At 68.4% G+C, this 19,754-nt stretch carries 15 protein-coding genes and 1 tRNA gene; 5 read left to right on the top strand and 11 right to left on the bottom strand.

Annotated features, from left to right (window positions below; all coding sequences use genetic code 11):
- The 3 genes from CCN72_RS05505 to CCN72_RS05515 all read left to right on the top strand — a co-directional run.
- Window positions 1–1,001 (top strand): hypothetical protein (locus CCN72_RS05505; protein WP_244174134.1); only part of this gene is annotated, 1,001 nt, incomplete at its 5' end.
- On the top strand, window positions 998–1,504 hold the full coding sequence (locus CCN72_RS05510; protein WP_086806558.1) for a Pycsar system effector family protein: 507 nt from the start codon (window positions 998–1,000) through the stop codon (window positions 1,502–1,504). The genes CCN72_RS05505 and CCN72_RS05510, both read left to right, overlap by 4 nt.
- A 37-nt stretch (window positions 1,505–1,541) precedes the next feature.
- Window positions 1,542–2,543 carry a M48 family metalloprotease gene (locus CCN72_RS05515; RefSeq protein WP_086806559.1) on the top strand — a complete coding sequence of 334 codons (1,002 nt, stop codon included), beginning with the start codon at window positions 1,542–1,544 and terminating at the stop codon, window positions 2,541–2,543.
- 57 nt (window positions 2,544–2,600) lie between these two features.
- Here the strand turns inward: CCN72_RS05515 and CCN72_RS05520 are convergent, their stop codons facing one another.
- From CCN72_RS05520 to CCN72_RS05570, 10 genes are all read right to left on the bottom strand, one after another.
- Window positions 2,601–6,500, bottom strand: a complete 3,900-nt coding sequence (locus CCN72_RS05520) for a DNA-directed RNA polymerase subunit beta' (RefSeq protein ID WP_037657538.1) — start codon at window positions 6,498–6,500, stop codon at window positions 2,601–2,603.
- A gap of 97 nt (window positions 6,501–6,597) precedes the next feature.
- A complete protein-coding gene (gene rpoB, locus CCN72_RS05525) occupies window positions 6,598–10,083 on the bottom strand; it encodes a DNA-directed RNA polymerase subunit beta (RefSeq protein WP_085566112.1) in 3,486 nt (1,161 codons plus the stop codon).
- 568 nt (window positions 10,084–10,651) lie between these two features.
- Complete coding sequence (gene rplL / locus CCN72_RS05535; protein WP_046419437.1) at window positions 10,652–11,038, bottom strand: 50S ribosomal protein L7/L12; 387 nt, start codon at window positions 11,036–11,038, stop codon at window positions 10,652–10,654.
- A gap of 111 nt (window positions 11,039–11,149) precedes the next feature.
- Window positions 11,150–11,680: a 50S ribosomal protein L10 gene (gene rplJ, locus CCN72_RS05540; protein WP_046419436.1), complete on the bottom strand. Its 531-nt coding sequence runs from the start codon at window positions 11,678–11,680 to the stop codon at window positions 11,150–11,152.
- Between the two features lie 296 nt (window positions 11,681–11,976).
- Window positions 11,977–12,918, bottom strand: a complete 942-nt coding sequence (locus tag CCN72_RS05545; RefSeq protein ID WP_086806560.1) for an SCO4651 family lipoprotein — start codon at window positions 12,916–12,918, stop codon at window positions 11,977–11,979.
- 168 nt (window positions 12,919–13,086) lie between these two features.
- A complete protein-coding gene (rplA, locus tag CCN72_RS05550) occupies window positions 13,087–13,812 on the bottom strand; it encodes a 50S ribosomal protein L1 (RefSeq protein ID WP_085566110.1) in 726 nt (241 codons plus the stop codon).
- Between the two features lie 97 nt (window positions 13,813–13,909).
- Complete coding sequence (gene rplK, locus CCN72_RS05555; RefSeq protein WP_037657523.1) at window positions 13,910–14,344, bottom strand: 50S ribosomal protein L11; 435 nt, start codon at window positions 14,342–14,344, stop codon at window positions 13,910–13,912.
- 179 nt (window positions 14,345–14,523) lie between these two features.
- Window positions 14,524–15,444: a transcription termination/antitermination protein NusG gene (nusG, locus tag CCN72_RS05560; protein ID WP_086806561.1), complete on the bottom strand. Its 921-nt coding sequence runs from the start codon at window positions 15,442–15,444 to the stop codon at window positions 14,524–14,526.
- Window positions 15,445–15,524: 80 nt separating this feature from the next.
- A complete protein-coding gene (secE, locus tag CCN72_RS05565) occupies window positions 15,525–15,809 on the bottom strand; it encodes a preprotein translocase subunit SecE (protein WP_037657517.1) in 285 nt (94 codons plus the stop codon).
- A 106-nt stretch (window positions 15,810–15,915) separates the two neighbouring features.
- A tRNA-Trp gene (locus CCN72_RS05570) sits at window positions 15,916–15,988 on the bottom strand.
- Between the two features lie 257 nt (window positions 15,989–16,245).
- Here CCN72_RS05570 and CCN72_RS05575 point away from each other — a divergent pair.
- Together CCN72_RS05575 and CCN72_RS05580 are read left to right on the top strand one after the other, a co-directional pair.
- Window positions 16,246–17,472, top strand: a complete 1,227-nt coding sequence (locus CCN72_RS05575; protein ID WP_086806574.1) for a pyridoxal phosphate-dependent aminotransferase — start codon at window positions 16,246–16,248, stop codon at window positions 17,470–17,472.
- Window positions 17,473–17,605: 133 nt separating this feature from the next.
- Window positions 17,606–18,637: an adenosine deaminase gene (locus CCN72_RS05580; protein ID WP_086806562.1), complete on the top strand. Its 1,032-nt coding sequence runs from the start codon at window positions 17,606–17,608 to the stop codon at window positions 18,635–18,637.
- Between the two features lie 22 nt (window positions 18,638–18,659).
- Here the strand turns inward: CCN72_RS05580 and CCN72_RS05585 are convergent, their stop codons facing one another.
- Window positions 18,660–19,715, bottom strand: coding sequence for a UDP-N-acetylmuramate dehydrogenase (locus CCN72_RS05585; protein WP_086806563.1), 1,056 nt, complete (start codon window positions 19,713–19,715; stop codon window positions 18,660–18,662).
- Window positions 19,716–19,754: the final 39 nt, after the last annotated feature.

A 19,754-nucleotide genomic window follows, 5' to 3' on the forward strand; every position in this document is an offset into this window, starting at 1 on the left:
CCGCCGAACCGCTCGACTGGTTCCGCCAGTTGCCCGAGCACCCCGCCCCCGGCCCGCTGGATTCGGACCCGGTCCGTACGGTCTGGCAACTGCCCCGCTTCCGGCTCGGCGCACGGCGATTCACCGGCCGTATCGACCACGCGCTGGTCTGCGTCACCCGCGCCGGCCGGTACGACACCTACCTCCCACCCGACCGGCCCACCTCCGTACGGCGCTACATCGCCCTGTACGAGGTGGACACCGACCCCCACAGCTTCCGGCTCCAGGTGCCGCTGCCCAGCCTGGTCGACAGCTTCGAGTTCGAGGCCACCGCCGATGTCACCTGGCGGGTCATGAACCCGGAGGCCTTCGTCAGAAGCCAGGAGCGCGACGTACCGGGTCTCGTCACCCGGGAACTACTGCCGACGCTGCGGACCGCGTCCCGCGCCCACCCCATCGAGGCCAGTGCCGAGGCCGAGCGGTCCGTGCAGCGGCAGGCGGCGGAGCACGCCCCGTCGATCGGCGCGGCCGAGGGACTGCGGGTGTGCTGCATCCTGCGGCTGCGCCGGGACACGGCCGAGCGGTCCCACCAGGCCCGGCTGCGCAGCGCACGGCATGCGGCGGAGGCCGTCGAGCCGGAGCACGAGGCGGCCCTGCTGCGCGAACGGTCCGAGGCCGAGCGCCGGGCCGAGCGGATCGGCTTCTACGAGCGTCAGCTCGCCAAGGGCGGCGTCGGGGCGCTGGCCCTGCACCTGGCAGTCCATCCCGAGGACACCTCGCTCGTCCTCGGCCACCTCAGCGGCGAACAGAACAAGCTGGTGGATCACCAACTGGAGCTGATCAAGCAGGTCCTCGACAGCCGCCGCCTGGAGGACTACCAGCTGGAGACGACCCGCGGCCTGGCCGCCGAGCGGATGGCGGCCCTGCTCAAGGCCACGGACCCGTTCGAGCGGGCCGCCGGGACACCGGCGGAACTGACGAAGCCCGCACGAGCCGAGGGCGTCACGGAGGAGGGCACATGACCACCGCGTCCTGGGACAGCCCGCGGGTGCGGGCGGGAGTCCGGCTGCTGGCCGATGTGCGGGCCGAGATCAGCCGCGCGGACACCAAGGCCGCCGTACTCGTCGGTGTACTCGGACTGACGAGCGGAATCCTCGCCATGGTGCCGACCGGCCGGGGCCACCGGGCGCCGACGGCGGCCGCCGCACCGCTGTGGTGGGCCGGGACCGGCTGCCTGGTCGTCTCCCTCTTCGCGCTGCTCCTCGCGGTGGTCCCCCGCTACGGCGGCAACCGCTGGGAGCCGGGCCGGCCGCTCACCTACTTCGGAGACGTGCACCGGGCCGCACGCTCGGGCGAGTTGACCGAGGCCCTGACGGAGACCGGACGCGACCCGTTCGGGGCACTGCTGCTCGCGCTCACCGAGGCCAGCCGCATCACGGCACGCAAACACACGTGGATCCGTACCGGTCTGATCGCCTTCGCCTGCGCGGTGGTGCTTCTGCCCTGCTCGCTGCTCATCGGCTGAACCGTCCCCTGCCCGTCAGCTTTCGAAGGGAAGCGCCATGACCACTCCCGGCGAGACAGCGAAGTCCGCGCCCACTCCGGCCGACGGGACCGACCCCGCCACGCCCCTGTTCCGGCCCGGGCGGGTCCACATCTCCGCCCGGCAGCGGGGCGCCGACATCACCGCGCTCGTCCGGCTGGCCCTGCACCTGCCCCAGGTGCTCCTCAGCGCGGCCGTGGTTCTCGCGACCGCGTACACCGTCGAGGCACTGGGCGGCCCGCCCTGGTGGCTCGGATCCGCCGGCTGGGCGCTCAGCGGTGTCCTCCTCTTCCACCGGCCCTGCGAACGGGTCATGGCCCGCCGGCTGTTCGGTCTGCGCTACCCGACACCGCGGGAGGCCCCCATGCTGGGAGCCGTCTGGCGCGAGGTCACCGCCCGCGCCGGAGTGGACGGCAGTGCCTATCAGCTGTGGGTCGAGGACAGCCCGGAGCTGAACGCCATGGCCACGGCCGGCCATATCGTCGGTGTGACCAGCCACTCCCTGAGTTCGCTCCCGCCGCCCCAGCTCGCCGGCGTACTCGCCCATGAGCTGGGCCACCACGTCCGGGGGCACGCATGGGCGACCCTGCTGGTCTTCTGGTACGCGCTGCCCGGCCGGCTCGCCGCCCGCCTCTTGTGGCGGCTGGCGAGACGAACGGACCGGATGTCCGCCGGGGCGGCACTGCTCACGGCGGTCGTGCTCGGTGCCGCCGTGATCGCGCTGGTCACCGCGACGTACGGACTGATCCTGCTTCCCCTCATCACGCCGTACCTGGCGGCGGCCGTCTCCCGCCGCTCGGAACTGCGGGCGGACGGTCACGCGGCGGATCTCGGCTTCGCCGCCGAGCTCATGGTGGTGCTCGGCGACGAGAGCGAACGGGAGCCCATACGGCAGCGCGAGCGCCGGAGCCTCGGCAGCGCGCCCGGTGGCGAGCCGGTGCTCACCCGGTTGCTGGATTCCCATCCGGACGTCCACACCCGCCTGCACCACCTCCAGGCCCGGCTGGAACGCGAACGCTGACAACGCCGAAGGGCGGCCACCCCCCGATGGGAAGTGGCCGCCCTTCAGACTGCTCGCTTACTGGTTGTACGGACCGTAGTCGTAGTCCTCCAGCGGGACGGCCTGGCCGGAGCCCGTGCCGAAGGGCGAGTAGTCGATGTCGTCGTAGCCGACGGCCGAGTACATCGCGGCCTTGGCCTCCTCGGTCGGCTCGACCCGGATGTTGCGGTAGCGGGACAGACCCGTACCGGCCGGGATGAGCTTACCGATGATGACGTTCTCCTTGAGGCCGATGAGGCTGTCGGACTTGGCGTTGATCGCCGCATCCGTCAGGACTCGGGTCGTCTCCTGGAAGGAGGCGGCCGACAGCCAGGACTCCGTCGCCAGCGAGGCCTTGGTGATACCCATCAGCTGCGGACGACCGGAGGCGGGGTGACCGCCCTCCTGGACCACACGACGGTTCTCGGTCTCGAACTTCGAACGCTCGACCAGCTCGCCGGGCAGCAGCTCCGCGTCGCCCGACTCGATGATCGTCACACGGCGCAGCATCTGCCGGATGATGATCTCGATGTGCTTGTCGTGGATCGACACACCCTGCGAGTTGTACACCTTCTGGACCTCGCCGACCAGGTGGACCTGGACGGCACGCTGACCCAGGATGCGCAGCACGTCGTGCGGGTTGGTGGCACCCACGGTGAGCTGCTGGCCCACCTCGACGTGCTCGCCCTCGCGGACCAGGACCTTGGCACGCTTCGAGATCGGGAACGCCGTCTCGTCGCTGCCGTCGTCCGGGGTGACGACGAGCTTCTTCGTCTTCTCGGTCTCCTCGATCCGCACCCGGCCGGAGGCCTCGGAGATCGGGGCGACACCCTTCGGGGTACGGGCCTCGAAGAGCTCGACGACACGCGGCAGACCCTGGGTGATGTCGTCACCGGCCACACCACCGGTGTGGAAGGTACGCATCGTCAGCTGGGTACCGGGCTCACCGATGGACTGGGCGGCGATGATGCCGACCGCCTCACCGATGTCGACCAGCTTGCCGGTGGCCAGCGAACGGCCGTAGCACATCGCGCAGGTGCCGACGGCGGACTCACAGGTCAGGACCGAGCGGGTCTTGACCGTCTCCACACCGTGCTTGACCAGCTCGTCGATGAGCACGTCGCCGAGGTCGGTACCGGCCGGGGCCAGCACCTTGCCGTCGACCACGATGTCCTCGGCGAGGCAGCGCGCGTACACGGACGTCTCGACGTTGCCCGTCTTGCGCAGGACACCGTCCTCGCCACGCTCGGCGATCGCCAGCTTGAGGCCGCGCTCGGTGCCGCAGTCCTCCTCGCGGATGATGACGTCCTGGGAGACGTCGACCAGACGACGGGTGAGGTAACCCGAGTCGGCGGTACGCAGAGCGGTGTCCGCCAGACCCTTACGGGCACCGTGGGTGGAGATGAAGTACTCCAGCACGGACAGGCCCTCACGGAACGAGGCCTTGATCGGACGCGGGATGGTCTCGTTCTTCGCGTTCGACACCAGACCACGCATACCGGCGATCTGCCGCATCTGCATCATGTTTCCTCGGGCACCCGAGTCAACCATCATGAAGATGGGGTTGGTCTTGGGGAAGTTCTCGTTCATCGCCTCGGCGACCTCGTTGGTCGCCTTGGTCCAGATCGCGATGAGCTCCTGAGTGCGCTCTTCCTTGGTGATCAGACCGCGCTCGTACTGCTTCTGGACCTTCTCGTCCTGCGCCTCGTAGCCCGCGACGATGGCCTTCTTGGCCTCGGGCACGACGACGTCGGAGATGGCCACGGTGACACCCGAGCGGGTACCCCAGTAGAAGCCGGCCGCCTTCAGGTTGTCGAGCGTCGCCGCCACGATCACCTTGGGGTAGCGCTCCGCCAGGTCGTTGACGATCTCGCCGAGCTGCTTCTTGCCCACCGAGTAGTCGACGAACGGGTAGTCCTCGGGCAGCAGCTCGTTGAAGAGCGCGCGGCCCAGGGTGGTGCGCAGACGGAACGAGTCCCCCTGCTGCCACTCGGGCTCGCCCTCCTCGCGGGCCGGCGGGGTCCAGCCGCGCGGCGGGATGGTGCCCACCGGGAAGCGGATGTCGACCGGCGACTGGAGCGAGAGCTCGCCGGCGTCGAACGCCATGGTCGCCTCGGCCGTGGAGCCGAACGCGCGGCCCTCGCCCTTGACGTCACGCAGCTCGCCGTCGGTGGTGAGGAAGAACAGACCGAGGACCATGTCCTGGGTCGGCATCGTCACCGGGCGGCCGTCGGCCGGCTTGAGGATGTTGTTCGAGGACAGCATCAGGATGCGGGCCTCGGCCTGCGCCTCCGCGGACAGCGGCAGGTGCACGGCCATCTGGTCACCGTCGAAGTCCGCGTTGAACGCGGTGCAGACGAGCGGGTGGATCTGGATGGCCTTGCCCTCGACCAGCTGCGGCTCGAAGGCCTGGATGCCGAGGCGGTGCAGGGTGGGCGCACGGTTCAGCAGCACCGGGTGCTCGGCGATGACCTCTTCGAGGACGTCGTACACCACGGTGCGGCCGCGCTCGACCATGCGCTTGGCCGACTTGATGTTCTGCGCGTGGTTCAGGTCGACCAGGCGCTTCATCACGAACGGCTTGAACAGCTCAAGGGCCATCGCCTTGGGCAGACCGCACTGGTGCAGCTTGAGCTGCGGGCCGACGACGATGACGGAACGCGCCGAGTAGTCGACTCGCTTGCCGAGCAGGTTCTGACGGAATCGACCCTGCTTGCCCTTCAGCATGTCGCTGAGGGACTTCAGCGGACGGTTGCCGGGGCCCGTCACCGGGCGACCGCGACGGCCGTTGTCGAAGAGGGCGTCGACCGCCTCCTGGAGCATGCGCTTCTCGTTGTTCACGATGATCTCGGGCGCGCCGAGGTCGAGAAGCCGCTTCAGGCGGTTGTTGCGGTTGATGACACGGCGGTACAGGTCGTTCAGGTCGGAGGTCGCGAAGCGGCCACCGTCCAGCTGCACCATCGGACGCAGGTCCGGCGGGATGACCGGGACGCAGTCCAGGACCATGCCCTTGGGGCTGTTGGAGGTCTGGAGGAACGCGGAGACGACCTTCAGCCGCTTGAGGGCACGGGTCTTCTTCTGGCCCTTGCCGGTGCGGATGATCTCGCGGAGCTTCTCGGCCTCTTCGTCGAGGTCGAAGGACTCCAGGCGCTTCTGGAGCGCCGCGGCACCCATCGAGCCGTCGAAGTACGTGCCGAAGCGGTCACGCAGCTCGCGGTAGAGCAGCTCGTCGCCCTCCAGGTCCTGGACCTTGAGGTTCTTGAAGCGGTTCCAGACCTCGTCGAGGCGGTCGATCTCGCGCTGCGCACGGTCGCGCAGCTGCTTCATCTCGCGCTCGGCACCCTCGCGCACCTTGCGGCGCACATCGGCCTTGGCGCCCTCGGCCTCCAGCTCGGCCAGGTCGGTCTCGAGCTTCTTGGCGCGGGCCTCCAGGTCGGAGTCGCGGCGGTTCTCGATGTGCTGACGCTCGACGGAGACATGCGCCTCCAGGGAGGGCAGGTCGCGGGTGCGACGCTCCTCGTCGACGTACGTGATCATGTACGCCGCGAAGTAGATGACCTTCTCCAGGTCCTTCGGGGCGAGGTCCAGCAGGTAGCCCAGGCGGGACGGGACGCCCTTGAAGTACCAGATGTGGGTGACGGGAGCGGCGAGCTCGATGTGGCCCATCCGCTCACGGCGCACCTTGGCGCGCGTGACCTCGACGCCACAGCGCTCGCAGATGATGCCCTTGAAGCGGACACGCTTGTACTTGCCGCAGTAGCACTCCCAGTCCCGGGTAGGACCGAAGATCTTCTCGCAGAAGAGTCCGTCCTTTTCGGGCTTCAGGGTGCGGTAGTTGATCGTCTCGGGCTTCTTGACCTCGCCGTGGCTCCACTGACGGATGTCGTCAGCGGTGGCCAGGCCGATCCGGAGCTCGTCGAAGAAGTTGACGTCGAGCACTATGCGTCAATCCCTCTCAGGGTCGTGAGTCTGTGGTCTGAAACGGGGGCCTGGGGGTCGGCGGGGCCCTGTGGGTGAGGGCCCCGCCGGACTCCCGTCAGACCTCTTCGACGCTGCTCGGCTCGCGCCGGGACAGGTCGATGCCGAGCTCCTCCGCAGCGCGGAAGACATCCTCGTCGGTGTCACGCATCTCGATGGACATACCGTCGCTGGACAGCACCTCCACGTTCAGGCAGAGCGACTGCATCTCCTTGATGAGCACCTTGAAGGACTCGGGGATGCCGGGCTCGGGGATGTTCTCGCCCTTGACGATGGCCTCGTACACCTTCACGCGGCCGGTGACGTCGTCGGACTTGATGGTGAGCAGCTCCTGGAGGGCGTACGCGGCGCCGTAGGCCTCGAGGGCCCACACCTCCATCTCGCCGAAGCGCTGGCCACCGAACTGCGCCTTACCGCCCAGCGGCTGCTGGGTGATCATCGAGTACGGGCCGGTCGAACGGGCGTGCAGCTTGTCGTCGACCAGGTGGTGGAGCTTCAGGATGTACATGTAGCCGACCGAGATCGGGTCCGGGAACGGCTCACCGCTACGGCCGTCGAACAGCCGCGCCTTACCGGTCGGGAGCACCATGCGCTCGCCGTCGCGGTTCGGGATGGTGTGCTGGAGCAGACCCGCCAGCTCGTCCTCGCGGGCACCGTCGAACACCGGGGTGGCGACGTTGGTGCCGGGGGCGACCTGGTCGGCGCCGATGGCCTGAAGGCGCTCGGCCCACTCCTCCGCGAGGCCGGAGACGTCCCAGCCGCGGCTGGCGAGCCAGCCGAGGTGGATCTCCAGGACCTGTCCCGGGTTCATTCGGGACGGCACACCCAGCGGGTTGAGGATGATGTCGACCGGGGTGCCGTCCTCCAGGAACGGCATGTCCTCGATCGGGTTGATCTTGGAGATGACACCCTTGTTGCCGTGTCGGCCGGCGAGCTTGTCACCGTCGGTGATCTTGCGCTTCTGCGCGACGTAGACGCGGACCAGCTGGTTCACGCCCGGCGGCAGCTCGTCGCCCTCCTCGCGGTCGAAGACGCGCACGCCGATGACCTTGCCGGTCTCGCCGTGCGGCACCTTCAGCGAGGTGTCGCGGACCTCACGGGCCTTCTCACCGAAGATGGCGCGCAGCAGGCGCTCCTCGGGGGTCAGCTCGGTCTCACCCTTGGGCGTGACCTTGCCGACGAGGATGTCGCCGGCGATGACCTCGGCACCGATACGGATGATGCCGCGCTCGTCGAGGTCGGCGAGGACCTCCTCGGAGACGTTCGGGATGTCCCGGGTGATCTCCTCGGGGCCGAGCTTGGTGTCACGGGCGTCGACCTCGTGCTCCTCGATGTGGATCGAGGAGAGGACGTCGTCCTGCACGAGGCGCTGCGACAGGATGATCGCGTCCTCGTAGTTGTGACCCTCCCACGGCATGAACGCCACGAGCAGGTTCTTGCCCAGGGCCATCTCACCGTTCTCGGTGGCCGGACCGTCGGCGAGGACCTGGCCCTCGATGATCCGGTCACCCTCGTTGACGATGACCTTCTGGTTGACCGAGGTGCCCTGGTTGGAGCGGGAGAACTTGTGCAGGCGGTACGTGATGTACGTGCCGTCGTCGTTCGCCGTGGTGATGTAGTCCGCGGAGACCTCCTGGACCACACCCGCCTTCTCGGCCTTGACGACGTCGCCGGCGTCCACGGCGGAGCGGTACTCCATGCCGGTGCCGACGAGCGGGGCCTCGGACTTGATCAGCGGAACGGCCTGACGCATCATGTTCGCGCCCATGAGGGCACGGTTGGCGTCGTCGTGCTCCAGGAAGGGGATCATGGCGGTCGCGACCGACACCATCTGGCGCGGCGAGACGTCCATGTAGTCCACGTCCTCGCCACCGACGTAGTCGACCTCGCCGCCGCGGCGGCGGACCAGCACGCGGGCCTCGGCGAAGCGCAGCTCGTCCGTCAGCGGGGCGTTGGCCTGCGCGATGACGAAGCGGTCTTCCTCGTCGGCGGTCAGGTAGTCGACCTCGTCGGTGACCTGGCCGTCGATGACCTTGCGGTACGGGGTCTCGACGAAACCGAACGCGTTGACCCGGCCGTAGGAGGCGAGCGAGCCGATCAGACCGATGTTCGGGCCTTCGGGCGTCTCGATCGGGCACATGCGGCCGTAGTGCGAGGGGTGCACGTCACGGACCTCGAAGCCGGCCCGCTCACGGGAGAGACCACCCGGGCCAAGAGCCGACAGACGGCGCTTGTGGGTGAGACCCGACAGCGGGTTGTTCTGGTCCATGAACTGCGACAGCTGGCTGGTGCCGAAGAACTCCTTGATGGAGGCGACGACCGGCCGGATGTTGATCAGGGTCTGCGGCGTGATCGCCTCGACGTCCTGGGTGGTCATGCGCTCGCGCACGACGCGCTCCATACGAGCCAGACCCGTACGGACCTGGTTCTGGATGAGCTCGCCGACGCTGCGCAGACGACGGTTGCCGAAGTGGTCGATGTCGTCGGTCTCGACGACGATCGTGCCGCCGTTGTCGCCCGTCGTCTCGGTCTCGCCGGCGTGCAGCTGCACCAGGTACTTGATCGTCGAGATGATGTCCTCGACGGTCAGGATGCCCGCGTCCAGCGGGGCGTCGGCGCCCAGCTTCTTGTTGACCTTGTAGCGGCCGACCTTCGCGAGGTCGTAGCGCTTCGGGTTGAAGTAGAGGTTCTCAAGAAGCGTCTGCGCGGCCTCACGCGTGGGGGGCTCGCCCGGACGCAGCTTGCGGTAGATGTCGAGCAGCGCGTCGTCCTGGCCCTGGGTGTGGTCCTTCTCCAGGGTGGCGCGCATGGACTCGTAGTCGCCGAACTCTTCGAGGATCTGCTCGGTGGTCCAACCGAGCGCCTTCAGAAGAACGGTGACCGACTGCTTGCGCTTACGGTCGATACGCACACCGACCATGTCGCGCTTGTCGATCTCCATCTCCAGCCAGGCACCCCGGGACGGGATGATCTTGGCGGAGAAGATGTCCTTGTCGGACGTCTTGTCGATGGAGGAGTCGAAGTAGACACCGGGGGAACGGACCAGCTGGGACACCACGACACGCTCGGTGCCGTTGATGACGAAGGTGCCCTTGTTCGTCATGAGCGGGAAGTCGCCCATGAAGACCGTCTGGGACTTGATCTCACCGGTCTCGTTGTTGGTGAACTCGGCGGTGACGAAGAGCGGGGCGGCGTACGTGAAGTCGCGGTCCTTGCACTCGTCGATGGAGTTCTTCGGCGGCTCGAAGCGGTGGTCCCGGAACGTCAGGGACATCGACCCGGAGAAGTCCTCGATCGGGGAGATCTCCTCGAAGATCTCCTCCAGACCGGACTTGGTGGGGACGTCCTGACCGTTCTCCAGAGCCTCCTCGACCCGACTCTGCCAAGCGGTGTTGCCGAGCAGCCAGTCAAAGCTCTCGGTCTGCAGCGCGAGCAGGTTCGGAACCTCGAGAGGCTCCTTGATCTTTGCAAAGGAAATGCGCAGCGGGGCGGTGCTTGCGCCGTTGTTCGTATTCGCGGTCGAGGCGTTGCGCGAGGCGGCCAAGAGGGGGTCCTTCCGAGGGCTCGGACTCACTACGCGCGTACCGGCCCCTCCCTCAAACACGGAGGCGGAAACCCCAGGTCAAAGGGGTTTCGGTCATCGATGCTCGAGTGAGGGCAGACCCCTGGTGACGGGCAGGGGACAGCTAACAGGCAGCGCAAAGGGTCAGTGTAGCCACTCGGCACACTGATGTCCAGTGCGGGTTTGTCGAGACCCTCGCTGTGCTCACCGCTCTTGTCAACGCCCTCGGCATGCTGCCCTTCAACGCACGTTGATACTGCCCTCTTCGCCGTCGATCCATGCCTCGGATTCGGATCCTTGTGACGACGCGTCCTGAGAATTGCGCGCTGCGTGCGGTTCGTCAAGAGCCTCCCACCGGAACCCGGCCGTCCGGAGGCACGACGAAGATCACCATACCTCTCGCCCTCACGAGCGCAAGGCAACCGCGGTCACCCTCCGGATACGCCGAAGAGCGACCACCCGGATGGATGATCGCTCTTCGGTGCGTTCGCGTTACAGCCCTACAGGGCCGAGTTCAGCGCGCGTTCGAGTCCTGCGGACCCGTGAGGTCTTACTTGACCTCGACGGAGGCGCCGGCGCCCTTGAGGGACTCGGCGGCCTTCTCCGCGGCCTCCTTGTTGACCTTCTCGAGGACGGGCTTCGGGGTGCCGTCCACCAGGTCCTTGGCCTCCTTCAGGCCGAGGGAGGTCAGCTCGCGCACGACCTTGATGACCTGGATCTTCTTGTCGCCGGCACCGGTGAGGATGACGTCGAACTCGTCCTTCTCCTCGACGGCCTCGGCGGCGCCGCCAGCGGCACCACCGGCGACGACGACCGGCGCGGCAGCGGCGGCGGTGACGTCGAACTTCTCCTCGAAGGCCTTCACGAACTCGGAGAGCTCGATGAGGGTCATCTCCTCGAACTGGGCAAGCAGCTCGTCCTGGGTGAGCTTCGCCATGATGGCGGTCCTTCCACTCAATCGGCAGGTGCCGGATGTACTGGGTAAGGCGGGCGTACGTCGGCCCGCTGCGACCCGCGCCGGGTGGTGCGGGTCAGAAAGCGAGCCGAATTACTCGGCACCGCCCTGCTCGGCCTGCTTGGCGCGCAGCGCGTCCACGGTGCGGACGAGCTTCGACGGCAGCGCCTGGAAGAGGGAGGCAGCCTGGGACTGCTTCCCCTTGAAGGCACCGGCCAGCTTGCTGAGCAGAACCTCGCGGGACTCGAGGTCCGCAAGCTTCTTGATCTCGTCGGCAGACATCGCCTTGCCGTCAAGGACGCCGCCCTTGATGACGAGATTCGGGTTGTCCTTGGCGAAGTCACGGAGACCCTTCGCCGACTCCACCGGGTCACCGGTGACGAAGGCGACGGCCGTCGGACCAGCGAAGAGCTGGTCGTCAAGCGCGATCCCGGCCTCGTTGGCCGCAATCTTGGTCAGCGTGTTCTTCACCACGGCGTACTGGGCGTTCTCACCGAGCGACCGGCGCAGCGTCTTGAGCTGCGCCACGGTGAGACCGCGGTACTCGGTCAGCACGGCGGCGTTGGAGCTGCGGAACTTGTCCGTCAGCTCCGCAACCGCGGCAGCCTTGTCGGGCCTCGCCATAGAGCCTCGGCCTCCTTCCGGGTGATTCGGACCGCGCGGACCCGAAGGAGGACTGGGTAAAACGAAACGCCCCGGCGCAGGCGCTCGGGGCGGACTCGACCGGCCGCACACGCGCTCGGCGCGCGCACTCCAGGAGTTCTTCCACTGACACCTGCGCGGGTCGTCCACTTTTCAGCGGATCCTTCGGCCACCGCGCCCTCTGCAAGCGCGCGGCAACGACCAGCGGTCTTTGGCTTCGGGGATGACAGTACGGGACCGGGGCGCCGTGGAGCAAATCGGCCCCCGGTCCCGGTGCCTCAGGAGCTGAGGCCGGTGCCCCCGGACGTGGTGCCGCCCGAGGGGCTGCTGACGCCGCCGGACTTCATCATGTCGGCGAGGTCCATCGTGTCGGCGGCCGGCGGCGCCTCGGCGGTGACCGCCACGCCGTAGTCGCTGTAGTGGGCGGTGCTGTTCAGCGTGCCGTTGGCGGTGGCCGCCTTCTCGCTCTTCTTGACGAGCAGGTTCTGGTCGTTGACCCAGATGTCGATGGCGTCCGTGGTGATGCCGGACTGCTTCAGCTGCTGCTTGAGCGCGGTGAGCTGATCGGCGCTGAGGTTGCTGCCCTTGCCCGCGAGGGCGGCGACGTCCACGGTGCCCGCGTAGTGCGTGGTGTGCTGCCCGTCGACCGTCTCCACGCCGACCTTCTTGACGTCGCCGGAGGCCAGCAGCATCTTCACCGACTGGTTCGGCGTGGACGTCTGGAGCTGGTCCTTCATGTACGCGCCGGAGGCGCCGCCGACCTTGGCCAGATAGTCGAAGTCGTACTTGACCCAGTGCTTCCCGCCGGTCTGCTGGGCGAAGGCGTCGCTCATCTTCACGTAGTAGGCGCCCGGCAGATAGCGGGCCTCCATGTGCGAGGTGCCGGCCTTGCGCATCGAGTCGGCCAGCTTGCCACCGGTGTACGTGATGTCCAGGTTGCCCTTGAGACCGTTGCCCCACGTGAGGGCGCCGTCGGCGTTCATCGCCATGATGTCGCCCATGGACGTGGTCGCGCGCACCTTGGCCGAGTCGGCCTTGTCCGTGGACTGCTCGACGTCGCGCAGCACGGCGGCTACGGGGCTCAAGTGGACCGTGCCGGCACCCGACGCCTTGCTGTCGCCCTTGCCGGAGTCCGCGGAGCCGCAGGCGGCCACCCCGGTCAGCGCCGCCACCACGGCCACGGAAAGGGTCACCCGGCGTACGGTCGTCGTGCTCTTCATTCTTGTCCTACCCCCTGCGAATCGTCTGCGTGCAGCCTAGTGCGGGCCACTGACAGTCGTACGACGAACAGGTCGTACACAGAAAGGACGGGCCCCGCACCTCGAAAGGTTGCGGGGCCCGCCCTTCAGTACGCGTACCGGACGCGGCTACCGGGGTGAGCGCGAGGCTCAGACGGCGGCCGGGTCCTCCTCGACGAGGAGGTTGCGGGTGCGGTTCGGGTCGAGCTGAATGCCGGGGCCCATCGTGGTGGTGAGCGCGGCCTTCTTGATGTAACGACCCTTGGCGGCGGACGGCTTCAGACGGAGGATCTCCTCCAGCGCGGCGCCGTAGTTCTCCACCAGCTTGGTGTCGTCGAAGGACACCTTGCCGATGATGAAGTGCAGGTTCGAGTGCTTGTCGACGCGGAACTCGATCTTGCCGCCCTTGATGTCCGTCACGGCCTTGGTGACGTCGGGGGTGACGGTGCCGGTCTTCGGGTTCGGCATCAGACCACGGGGGCCGAGGACGCGGCCGAGGCGGCCGACCTTGCCCATGAGGTCCGGGGTGGCGACGACGGCGTCGAAGTCCAGGCGGCCCTTCGAGACCTCGTCGATCAGCTCGTCGGCACCGACGATGTCGGCGCCCGCGGCACGCGCGGCCTCGGCACGGTCACCGGTCGCGAAGACCAGGACCCGGGCGGTCTTACCGGTGCCGTGCGGAAGGTTCACGGTGCCACGGACCATCTGGTCGGCCTTGCGCGGGTCGACACCCAGACGGAAGGCGACCTCGACAGTGCTGTCGAACTTGGTCGTGGAGGTCTCCTTGGCGAGACGGACGGCCTCGAGCGGGGCGTACAGCTTCTCCCGGTCGATCTTGGCGTCCGCAGCGCGGAGAGCCTTGCTGCGCTTGCTCACAACTTGCTCCTGTGTGTTCTGAAGGAGTCGTGGTCTCTGGGCCGAGCAGGCCCTGCCACGTGCGACCGGCTACGGCCGCATTACCTGCTGGTGGTGGTCAGCCCTCGACCGTGACGCCCATGGAGCGCGCGGTGCCGGCGATGATCTTCGCCGCGGCGTCCAGGTCGTTCGCGTTCAGGTCGGGCATCTTGGTCGTGGCGATCTCGCGGACCTGCGCCTGGGTGATCTTGGCGACCTTGGTCTTGTGCGGCTCGCCGGAGCCCTTCTCCACACCCGCGGCCTTGAGGATCATCTTGGCGGCCGGCGGCGTCTTGGTGACGAAGGTGAAGGAGCGGTCCTCGTAGACCGTGATCTCCACCGGGATGACCCAGCCACGCTGCGACTCGGTCGCGGCGTTGTAGGCCTTGCAGAACTCCATGATGTTGACGCCGTGCTGACCCAGCGCCGGGCCGACCGGCGGAGCCGGGTTGGCGGCACCGGCCTGGATCTGGAGCTTGATGAGCCCCGTGACCTTCTTCTTCTTGGGAGGCATAGCTCTCCGGGTCCTTTCGATTCGGGTCCTGCCCGCTCCCGGGGACAACCCGGACGCAGGCATACCGCACAACGATAACGGGTATAGATGCGCGGCCAAAAACCGAGCAGGTCAGACGGGCTGTAGTCAGCCTGTCCGACCTGTTCGGAAGCGGTGGTCCAGAAGGGACTGGTGCTGGACTAGTTCTTCTGGATCTGGTCGAAGGAGAGCTCGACCGGCGTCTCGCGGCCGAAGATCTCCACCAGGCCCTTGACCTTCTTGGAGTCGGCGTTGATCTCGTTGATCGTCGCCTGGAGGGTGGCGAAGGGACCGTCGGTGACGGTGACCGAGTCGCCGACCTCGAAGTCCAGCACCTGGACCTCGACCTTGCGCTGCGGCGCGGGCTTACCCTCGGCCTCGGCGGCCTCGCGGGCGGCCTTCTCCTCGGCCTCCGGGGCGAGCATCTTGACGATCTCGTCCAGGGTCAGCGGGTACGGGTCGTACGCGTTGCCCACGAAGCCGGTGACACCCGGCGTGTTGCGGACGACGCCCCAGGACTCGTTGGTCAGGTCCATGCGGACCAGGACGTAACCCGGCAGCTTGTTCTGCTTGATCGTCTTGCGGTCGCCGTTCTTGATCTGGACGACCTCTTCCTGCGGCACCTCGGCCTGGAAGATGTAGTCCTCGACGTTCAGCGAGACGGCGCGCTGCTCCAGGTTGGTCTTCACGCGGTTCTCGTAGCCGGCGTACGTGTGGATGACGTACCACTCGCCGGGCAGGGTGCGCAGTTCCTCGCGCAGGGCCTGGACGGGGTCGACCGGGGCGGCCGGCTCCTCCTCGACGGCCTCGGCGGCGGCGTCCTCGTCGCCCTCCTCGGCGGTCTCGTTCTCAGCGGTCTCGTCCGCGTCCTCGGCGTCGTCGGTGGCCTCGGGGGCCTCCTCGTCGTCCGCGTCCTCGGTGTGCAGCGCGGCCTCCTCGGCCGGCTCGCCCGCCTCGGCCTCGGCAGCCTCGAACTCGTCCTGCTCGTCCGCGCCCTCGACGATGTCGAGCTCGTCGTCCACCAGCTCGGCAGCGTTCCCGCGAGGCTCGGTGGCGTCGTCGTTCAGGTTCGGGTCAGACACGATGGCTGCTTCTTCCTGGTTACATAGGGGTGGAACATGCGAAAACGGGCGCCGGTGCCACGGCGCCCTTCGCTCTTGGCTCAGCCGAAGACGTACTTGGCCGCGTGGTTGAGCCCATAGTCAATCACGGTCACCAGCGCGATCATGATGGCGACGAAGAAGATCACCACGGTGGTGTACGACGTCAGCTGGTTGCGCGAGGGCCAGACGACCTTGCGGAGTTCCGCGATGATCTGGCGGTAGAAGGTCGCCAGACGCTTCAGCGGACCCTTCTTGGCGCGCTTGCCGCCCTTGCGGGCCTTCTTGGCCTCAGGCACTTCGTCCTGGGCATCAGGCGTATCGATGGAGCCCACGGCGTCCGTCATAAACCTCACCTGATCCCGGGTCGTGGCCGTGCCGCGCCCGGTTACTGAGCCGCACGGCGGTGCATTGCTGTACGTACAAGCGCACACATCCTGGCGGTGTGTGTAGCAGGGCCGGAGGGACTTGAACCCCCAACCGCCGGTTTTGGAGACCGGTGCTCTACCAATTGAGCTACGACCCTTTGTGTGTCCCCAACGTACCGCATCCGACCGAGTGCTCGGTGGCACCGATCGTGACGGCTGCCGGAGGCCAACGAGGTGAGAGTGTACGTGGTCCGGGGCCCGGCGTCGAACAGAAAGTGTCGGCCCGTGCTCCCCGGAGCGAAGATCGTCCAGGCCGGGACGGATATTCGGATAGGTGTTCACGACTCGACCCGATGCCGTTCAGACTGTGAAACCCGTGTGCCCGGGACATTTCCGGTCTGGAAGCATGGGCTCCATGAGCGCTGCAACCCCTCCCACCGAGCGCCGGGTCTCCGCCCGCGTCGGCGCGATCTCCGAGTCCGCCACCCTCGCCGTGGACGCCAAGGCCAAGGCCCTGAAGGCCGCCGGGCGACCGGTGATCGGCTTCGGCGCCGGTGAGCCCGACTTCCCCACCCCGGACTACATCGTCGAGGCCGCGATCGAGGCCTGCAAGAACCCGAAGTTCCACCGCTACACGCCGGCCGGCGGACTGCCCGAGCTGAAGGCCGCGATCGCCGCGAAGACGCTGCGCGACTCCGGCTGGGAGCCCGACGTCTCCCAGGTCCTCGTCACCAACGGCGGCAAGCAGGCCATCTACGAGGCGTTCGCCGCGATCCTCGACCCGGGCGACGAGGTCATCGTCCCGGCGCCGTACTGGACCACCTACCCGGAGTCGATCCGCCTCGCGGGCGGTGTCCCGGTGGAGGTCGTGGCCGACGAGACCACCGGCTACCGGGTCTCCGTCGAGCAGCTGGAGGCCGCGCGCACGAAGAAGACGAAGGTCGTGCTCTTCGTCTCGCCGTCCAACCCGACCGGCGCGGTGTACTCCGAGGCCGAGACCGAGGCGATCGGCCGCTGGGCCCTGGAGCACGGCCTGTGGGTGCTCACGGACGAGATCTACGAGCACCTGGTCTACGGCGACGCGGTCTCCGTCTCGCTGCCCGCGCTGCTGCCCGAGCTGCGCGACAAGTGCATCGTGGTCAACGGCGTGGCGAAGACGTACGCCATGACCGGCTGGCGGGTGGGCTGGGTCATCGGCCCCAAGGACGTCGTCAAGGCCGCGACCAACCTCCAGTCGCACGCCACCTCGAACGTGTCCAATGTGGCGCAGGCCGCCGCCCTGGCCGCCGTCTCCGGTGACCTGACGGCCGTGGCGAAGATGCGTGAGGCCTTCGACCGGCGCCGCAGGACGATCGTGCGGATGCTGAACGAGATCGACGGCGTGCTCTGCCCGGAGCCCGAGGGCGCGTTCTACGCCTACCCGTCGGTCAAGGCCCTGCTCGGCAAGGAGATCCGCGGCAGGCGCCCGGAGAACTCGGTCGAGCTGGCCGCGCTGATCCTGGAGGAGGCCGAGGTCGCGGTCGTCCCGGGTGAGGCGTTCGGCACGCCGGGTTATCTGCGGCTGTCGTACGCGCTGGGCGACGAGGACCTGGTGGAGGGCGTGAGCCGGATCCAGAAGCTCTTGGCGGAAGCGCGCGACTGAAACACCGATCGCGTCATGGCGGCGCCTCAAGCGACTCACGTGAGTAGCTTGAGGCGCCGTTCATTTGTGCGGGCAAGACCTCGACCGGGGAAACGGCTACCGGGGAAGCGGGGGTGTGCGGCAGGATCTGGGAATGGAGCGTGTACGTGATCTCTCTGAGCTGCCGAAAGCCCATCTGCATCTGCACTTCACCGGTTCGATGCGGCCGAGCACCGTCCTGGAGCTGGCCGACAAGCACGGCGTACGCCTGCCGGAGATGCTGACGGAGGCCCTTACCAGCGGTGAGCCGCCGAAACTCAAGGCGACCGATGAGCGCGGCTGGTTCCGCTTCCAGCGGCTGTACGACGCGGCGCGCTCCTGTGTGCGCGAGCCGGAGGACATCCGGCGGCTGGTGCGGGAGGCCGCGCTGGAGGATCTGCGGGACGGCTCGGGCTGGCTGGAGATCCAGGTGGACCCGACGTCGTACGCGCCCCGGCTCGGCGGTCTGATCCCGACGCTGGAGATCATCCTGGACGCGGTGGACAGCACCTCCCGGGAGACCGGCCTCGGGATCCGGGTGCTGGTGGCCGCCAACCGGATGAAGCACCCGCTGGACGCCCGCACCCTGGCCCGGCTCGCGGTGCGCTACGCGGACCGGGGCGTGGTGGGCTTCGGCCTGTCGAACGACGAGCGGCGCGGCATGGCGCGGGACTTCGACCGGGCCTTCCACATCGCGCGCGAGGGCGGCCTGCTGTCGGCCCCGCACGGCGGCGAGCTGACCGGCCCGGCCTCGGTGCGGGACTGCCTGGACGATCTGCACGCGGGGCGGATCGGGCACGGGGTGCGCGCGGCGGAGGACCCCCGGCTGCTGAAGCGGCTGGCCGACCGCCAGGTGACGTGCGAGGTGTGCCCGGCGTCCAATGTGGCCCTCGGTGTCTACGAGAAGCCCGAGGACGTGCCGCTGCGCACCTTCTTCGACGCGGGCGTTCCGATGGCCCTGGGCGCCGACGATCCCCTGCTGTTCGGCTCCCGGCTCGCCGCCCAGTACGAGATCGCCCGCCATGTCCATGGCTTCACCGACCCCGAACTCGCCGAACTGGCCCGCCAGTCCATCCGCGGCTCGGCGGCCCCGGAGGACGCCAAGGCGCGGCTGCTGGCGGGCGTGGACGCCTGGCTGACGTCGTAGGGGGTTTTAGTCGCAGGGGGTTTTAAAGGCCGACGCCCACCATGACGGGCTCGTTGACGAGGGTGATCCCGAAGGCCTCGCGCACCCCGGCGACGACCTCGCGGGCCAGGGCGAGGAGGTCCTCGGTGGTGGCCTCGCCGCGGTTGGTGAGGGCGAGGGTGTGCTTGGTGGAGATGCGGGCGGGGCCGGTGCCGTAGCCCTTGGTGTAGCCCGCCTTGTCGATCAGCCAGGCGGCCGAGGTCTTCCTACGGCCCTCACCCGCCGGGTACGCGGGCGGCTCGACGCCCTCCCCCAGCCGCTCGCGCACCCGCTCCTGGAACGCGGCGAACTGCTCCTCGGTGAGGATCGGGTTGGTGAAGAAGGAGCCGGCCGACCAGGTGTCGTGATCGTCGGCGTCGAGCACCATGCCCTTGCCGGCCCGCAGCCTCAGCACGGTCTCGCGGGCCCGGTCCAGCGGCACCCGGTCGCCCGGCTCGACACCGAGCGCGCGGGCGGTCTCGGCGTACTTGATCGGCGCGGACATCCCGCCCGCGTCCGCCAGCTCGAACCGGACGCGCAGCACGACGTACCGCTCGGGGTCGGCCTTGAACCGGCTGTGCCGGTACGAGAAGTCGCACTCCTCATTGCTCAGCGTGACGGTCTCACCGGCGCGCCGGTCGTAGGCGACCACCTCGGAGATGGTGGCCGAGACCTCCTGCCCGTACGCCCCCACGTTCTGGATCGGCGTGGCGCCCGCGGACCCGGGGATCCCGGCGAGGCACTCGATCCCGGCGAGCCCGGCCTCGACGCTGCGCGCGACGGCGTCGCTCCACACCTCCCCGGCCGCGAGCTCCAGGGTGGTCCCCCGCAGCTCGACCCCCCGGGTGGCGATCCGCAGCGCGGTCCCCTGGAATCCCTTGTCCCCGATGACGAGGTTCGACCCGCCGCCGACGACCAACAGCGGGGTCCCGCTGTCGTCCGCCTCCCGGACGGCGTCGATCACCTCGGCATCCGTCTCGGCGGTCACCAGCCGCAGCGCGGGCCCGCCCAGGCGGAACGTGGTCAGCGGGGCGAGGGGGGCGTCGTGGAGTACGTGCACGGGGAAAGCCTACGAGAAGGGCCGGGCGGGGCCGTACCG

The organism is Streptomyces murinus (genome assembly GCF_002154555.1).
Lineage (GTDB): Bacteria > Actinomycetota > Actinomycetes > Streptomycetales > Streptomycetaceae > Streptomyces > Streptomyces murinus.

Coding starts and splice junctions, on each gene's coding strand:
- CCN72_RS05510 (WP_086806558.1), top strand. CDS start 998: ATGACCACCGCGTCCTGGGACAGCCCGCGGGTGCGGGCGGGAGTCCGG.
- CCN72_RS05515 (WP_086806559.1), top strand. CDS start 1,542: ATGACCACTCCCGGCGAGACAGCGAAGTCCGCGCCCACTCCGGCCGAC.
- rplL (WP_046419437.1), bottom strand. CDS start 11,038: ATGGCGAAGCTCACCCAGGACGAGCTGCTTGCCCAGTTCGAGGAGATG.
- rplJ (WP_046419436.1), bottom strand. CDS start 11,680: ATGGCGAGGCCCGACAAGGCTGCCGCGGTTGCGGAGCTGACGGACAAG.
- CCN72_RS05545 (WP_086806560.1), bottom strand. CDS start 12,918: ATGAAGAGCACGACGACCGTACGCCGGGTGACCCTTTCCGTGGCCGTG.
- rplK (WP_037657523.1), bottom strand. CDS start 14,344: ATGCCTCCCAAGAAGAAGAAGGTCACGGGGCTCATCAAGCTCCAGATC.
- secE (WP_037657517.1), bottom strand. CDS start 15,809: ATGACGGACGCCGTGGGCTCCATCGATACGCCTGATGCCCAGGACGAA.
- CCN72_RS05575 (WP_086806574.1), top strand. CDS start 16,246: ATGAGCGCTGCAACCCCTCCCACCGAGCGCCGGGTCTCCGCCCGCGTC.
- CCN72_RS05580 (WP_086806562.1), top strand. CDS start 17,606: ATGGAGCGTGTACGTGATCTCTCTGAGCTGCCGAAAGCCCATCTGCAT.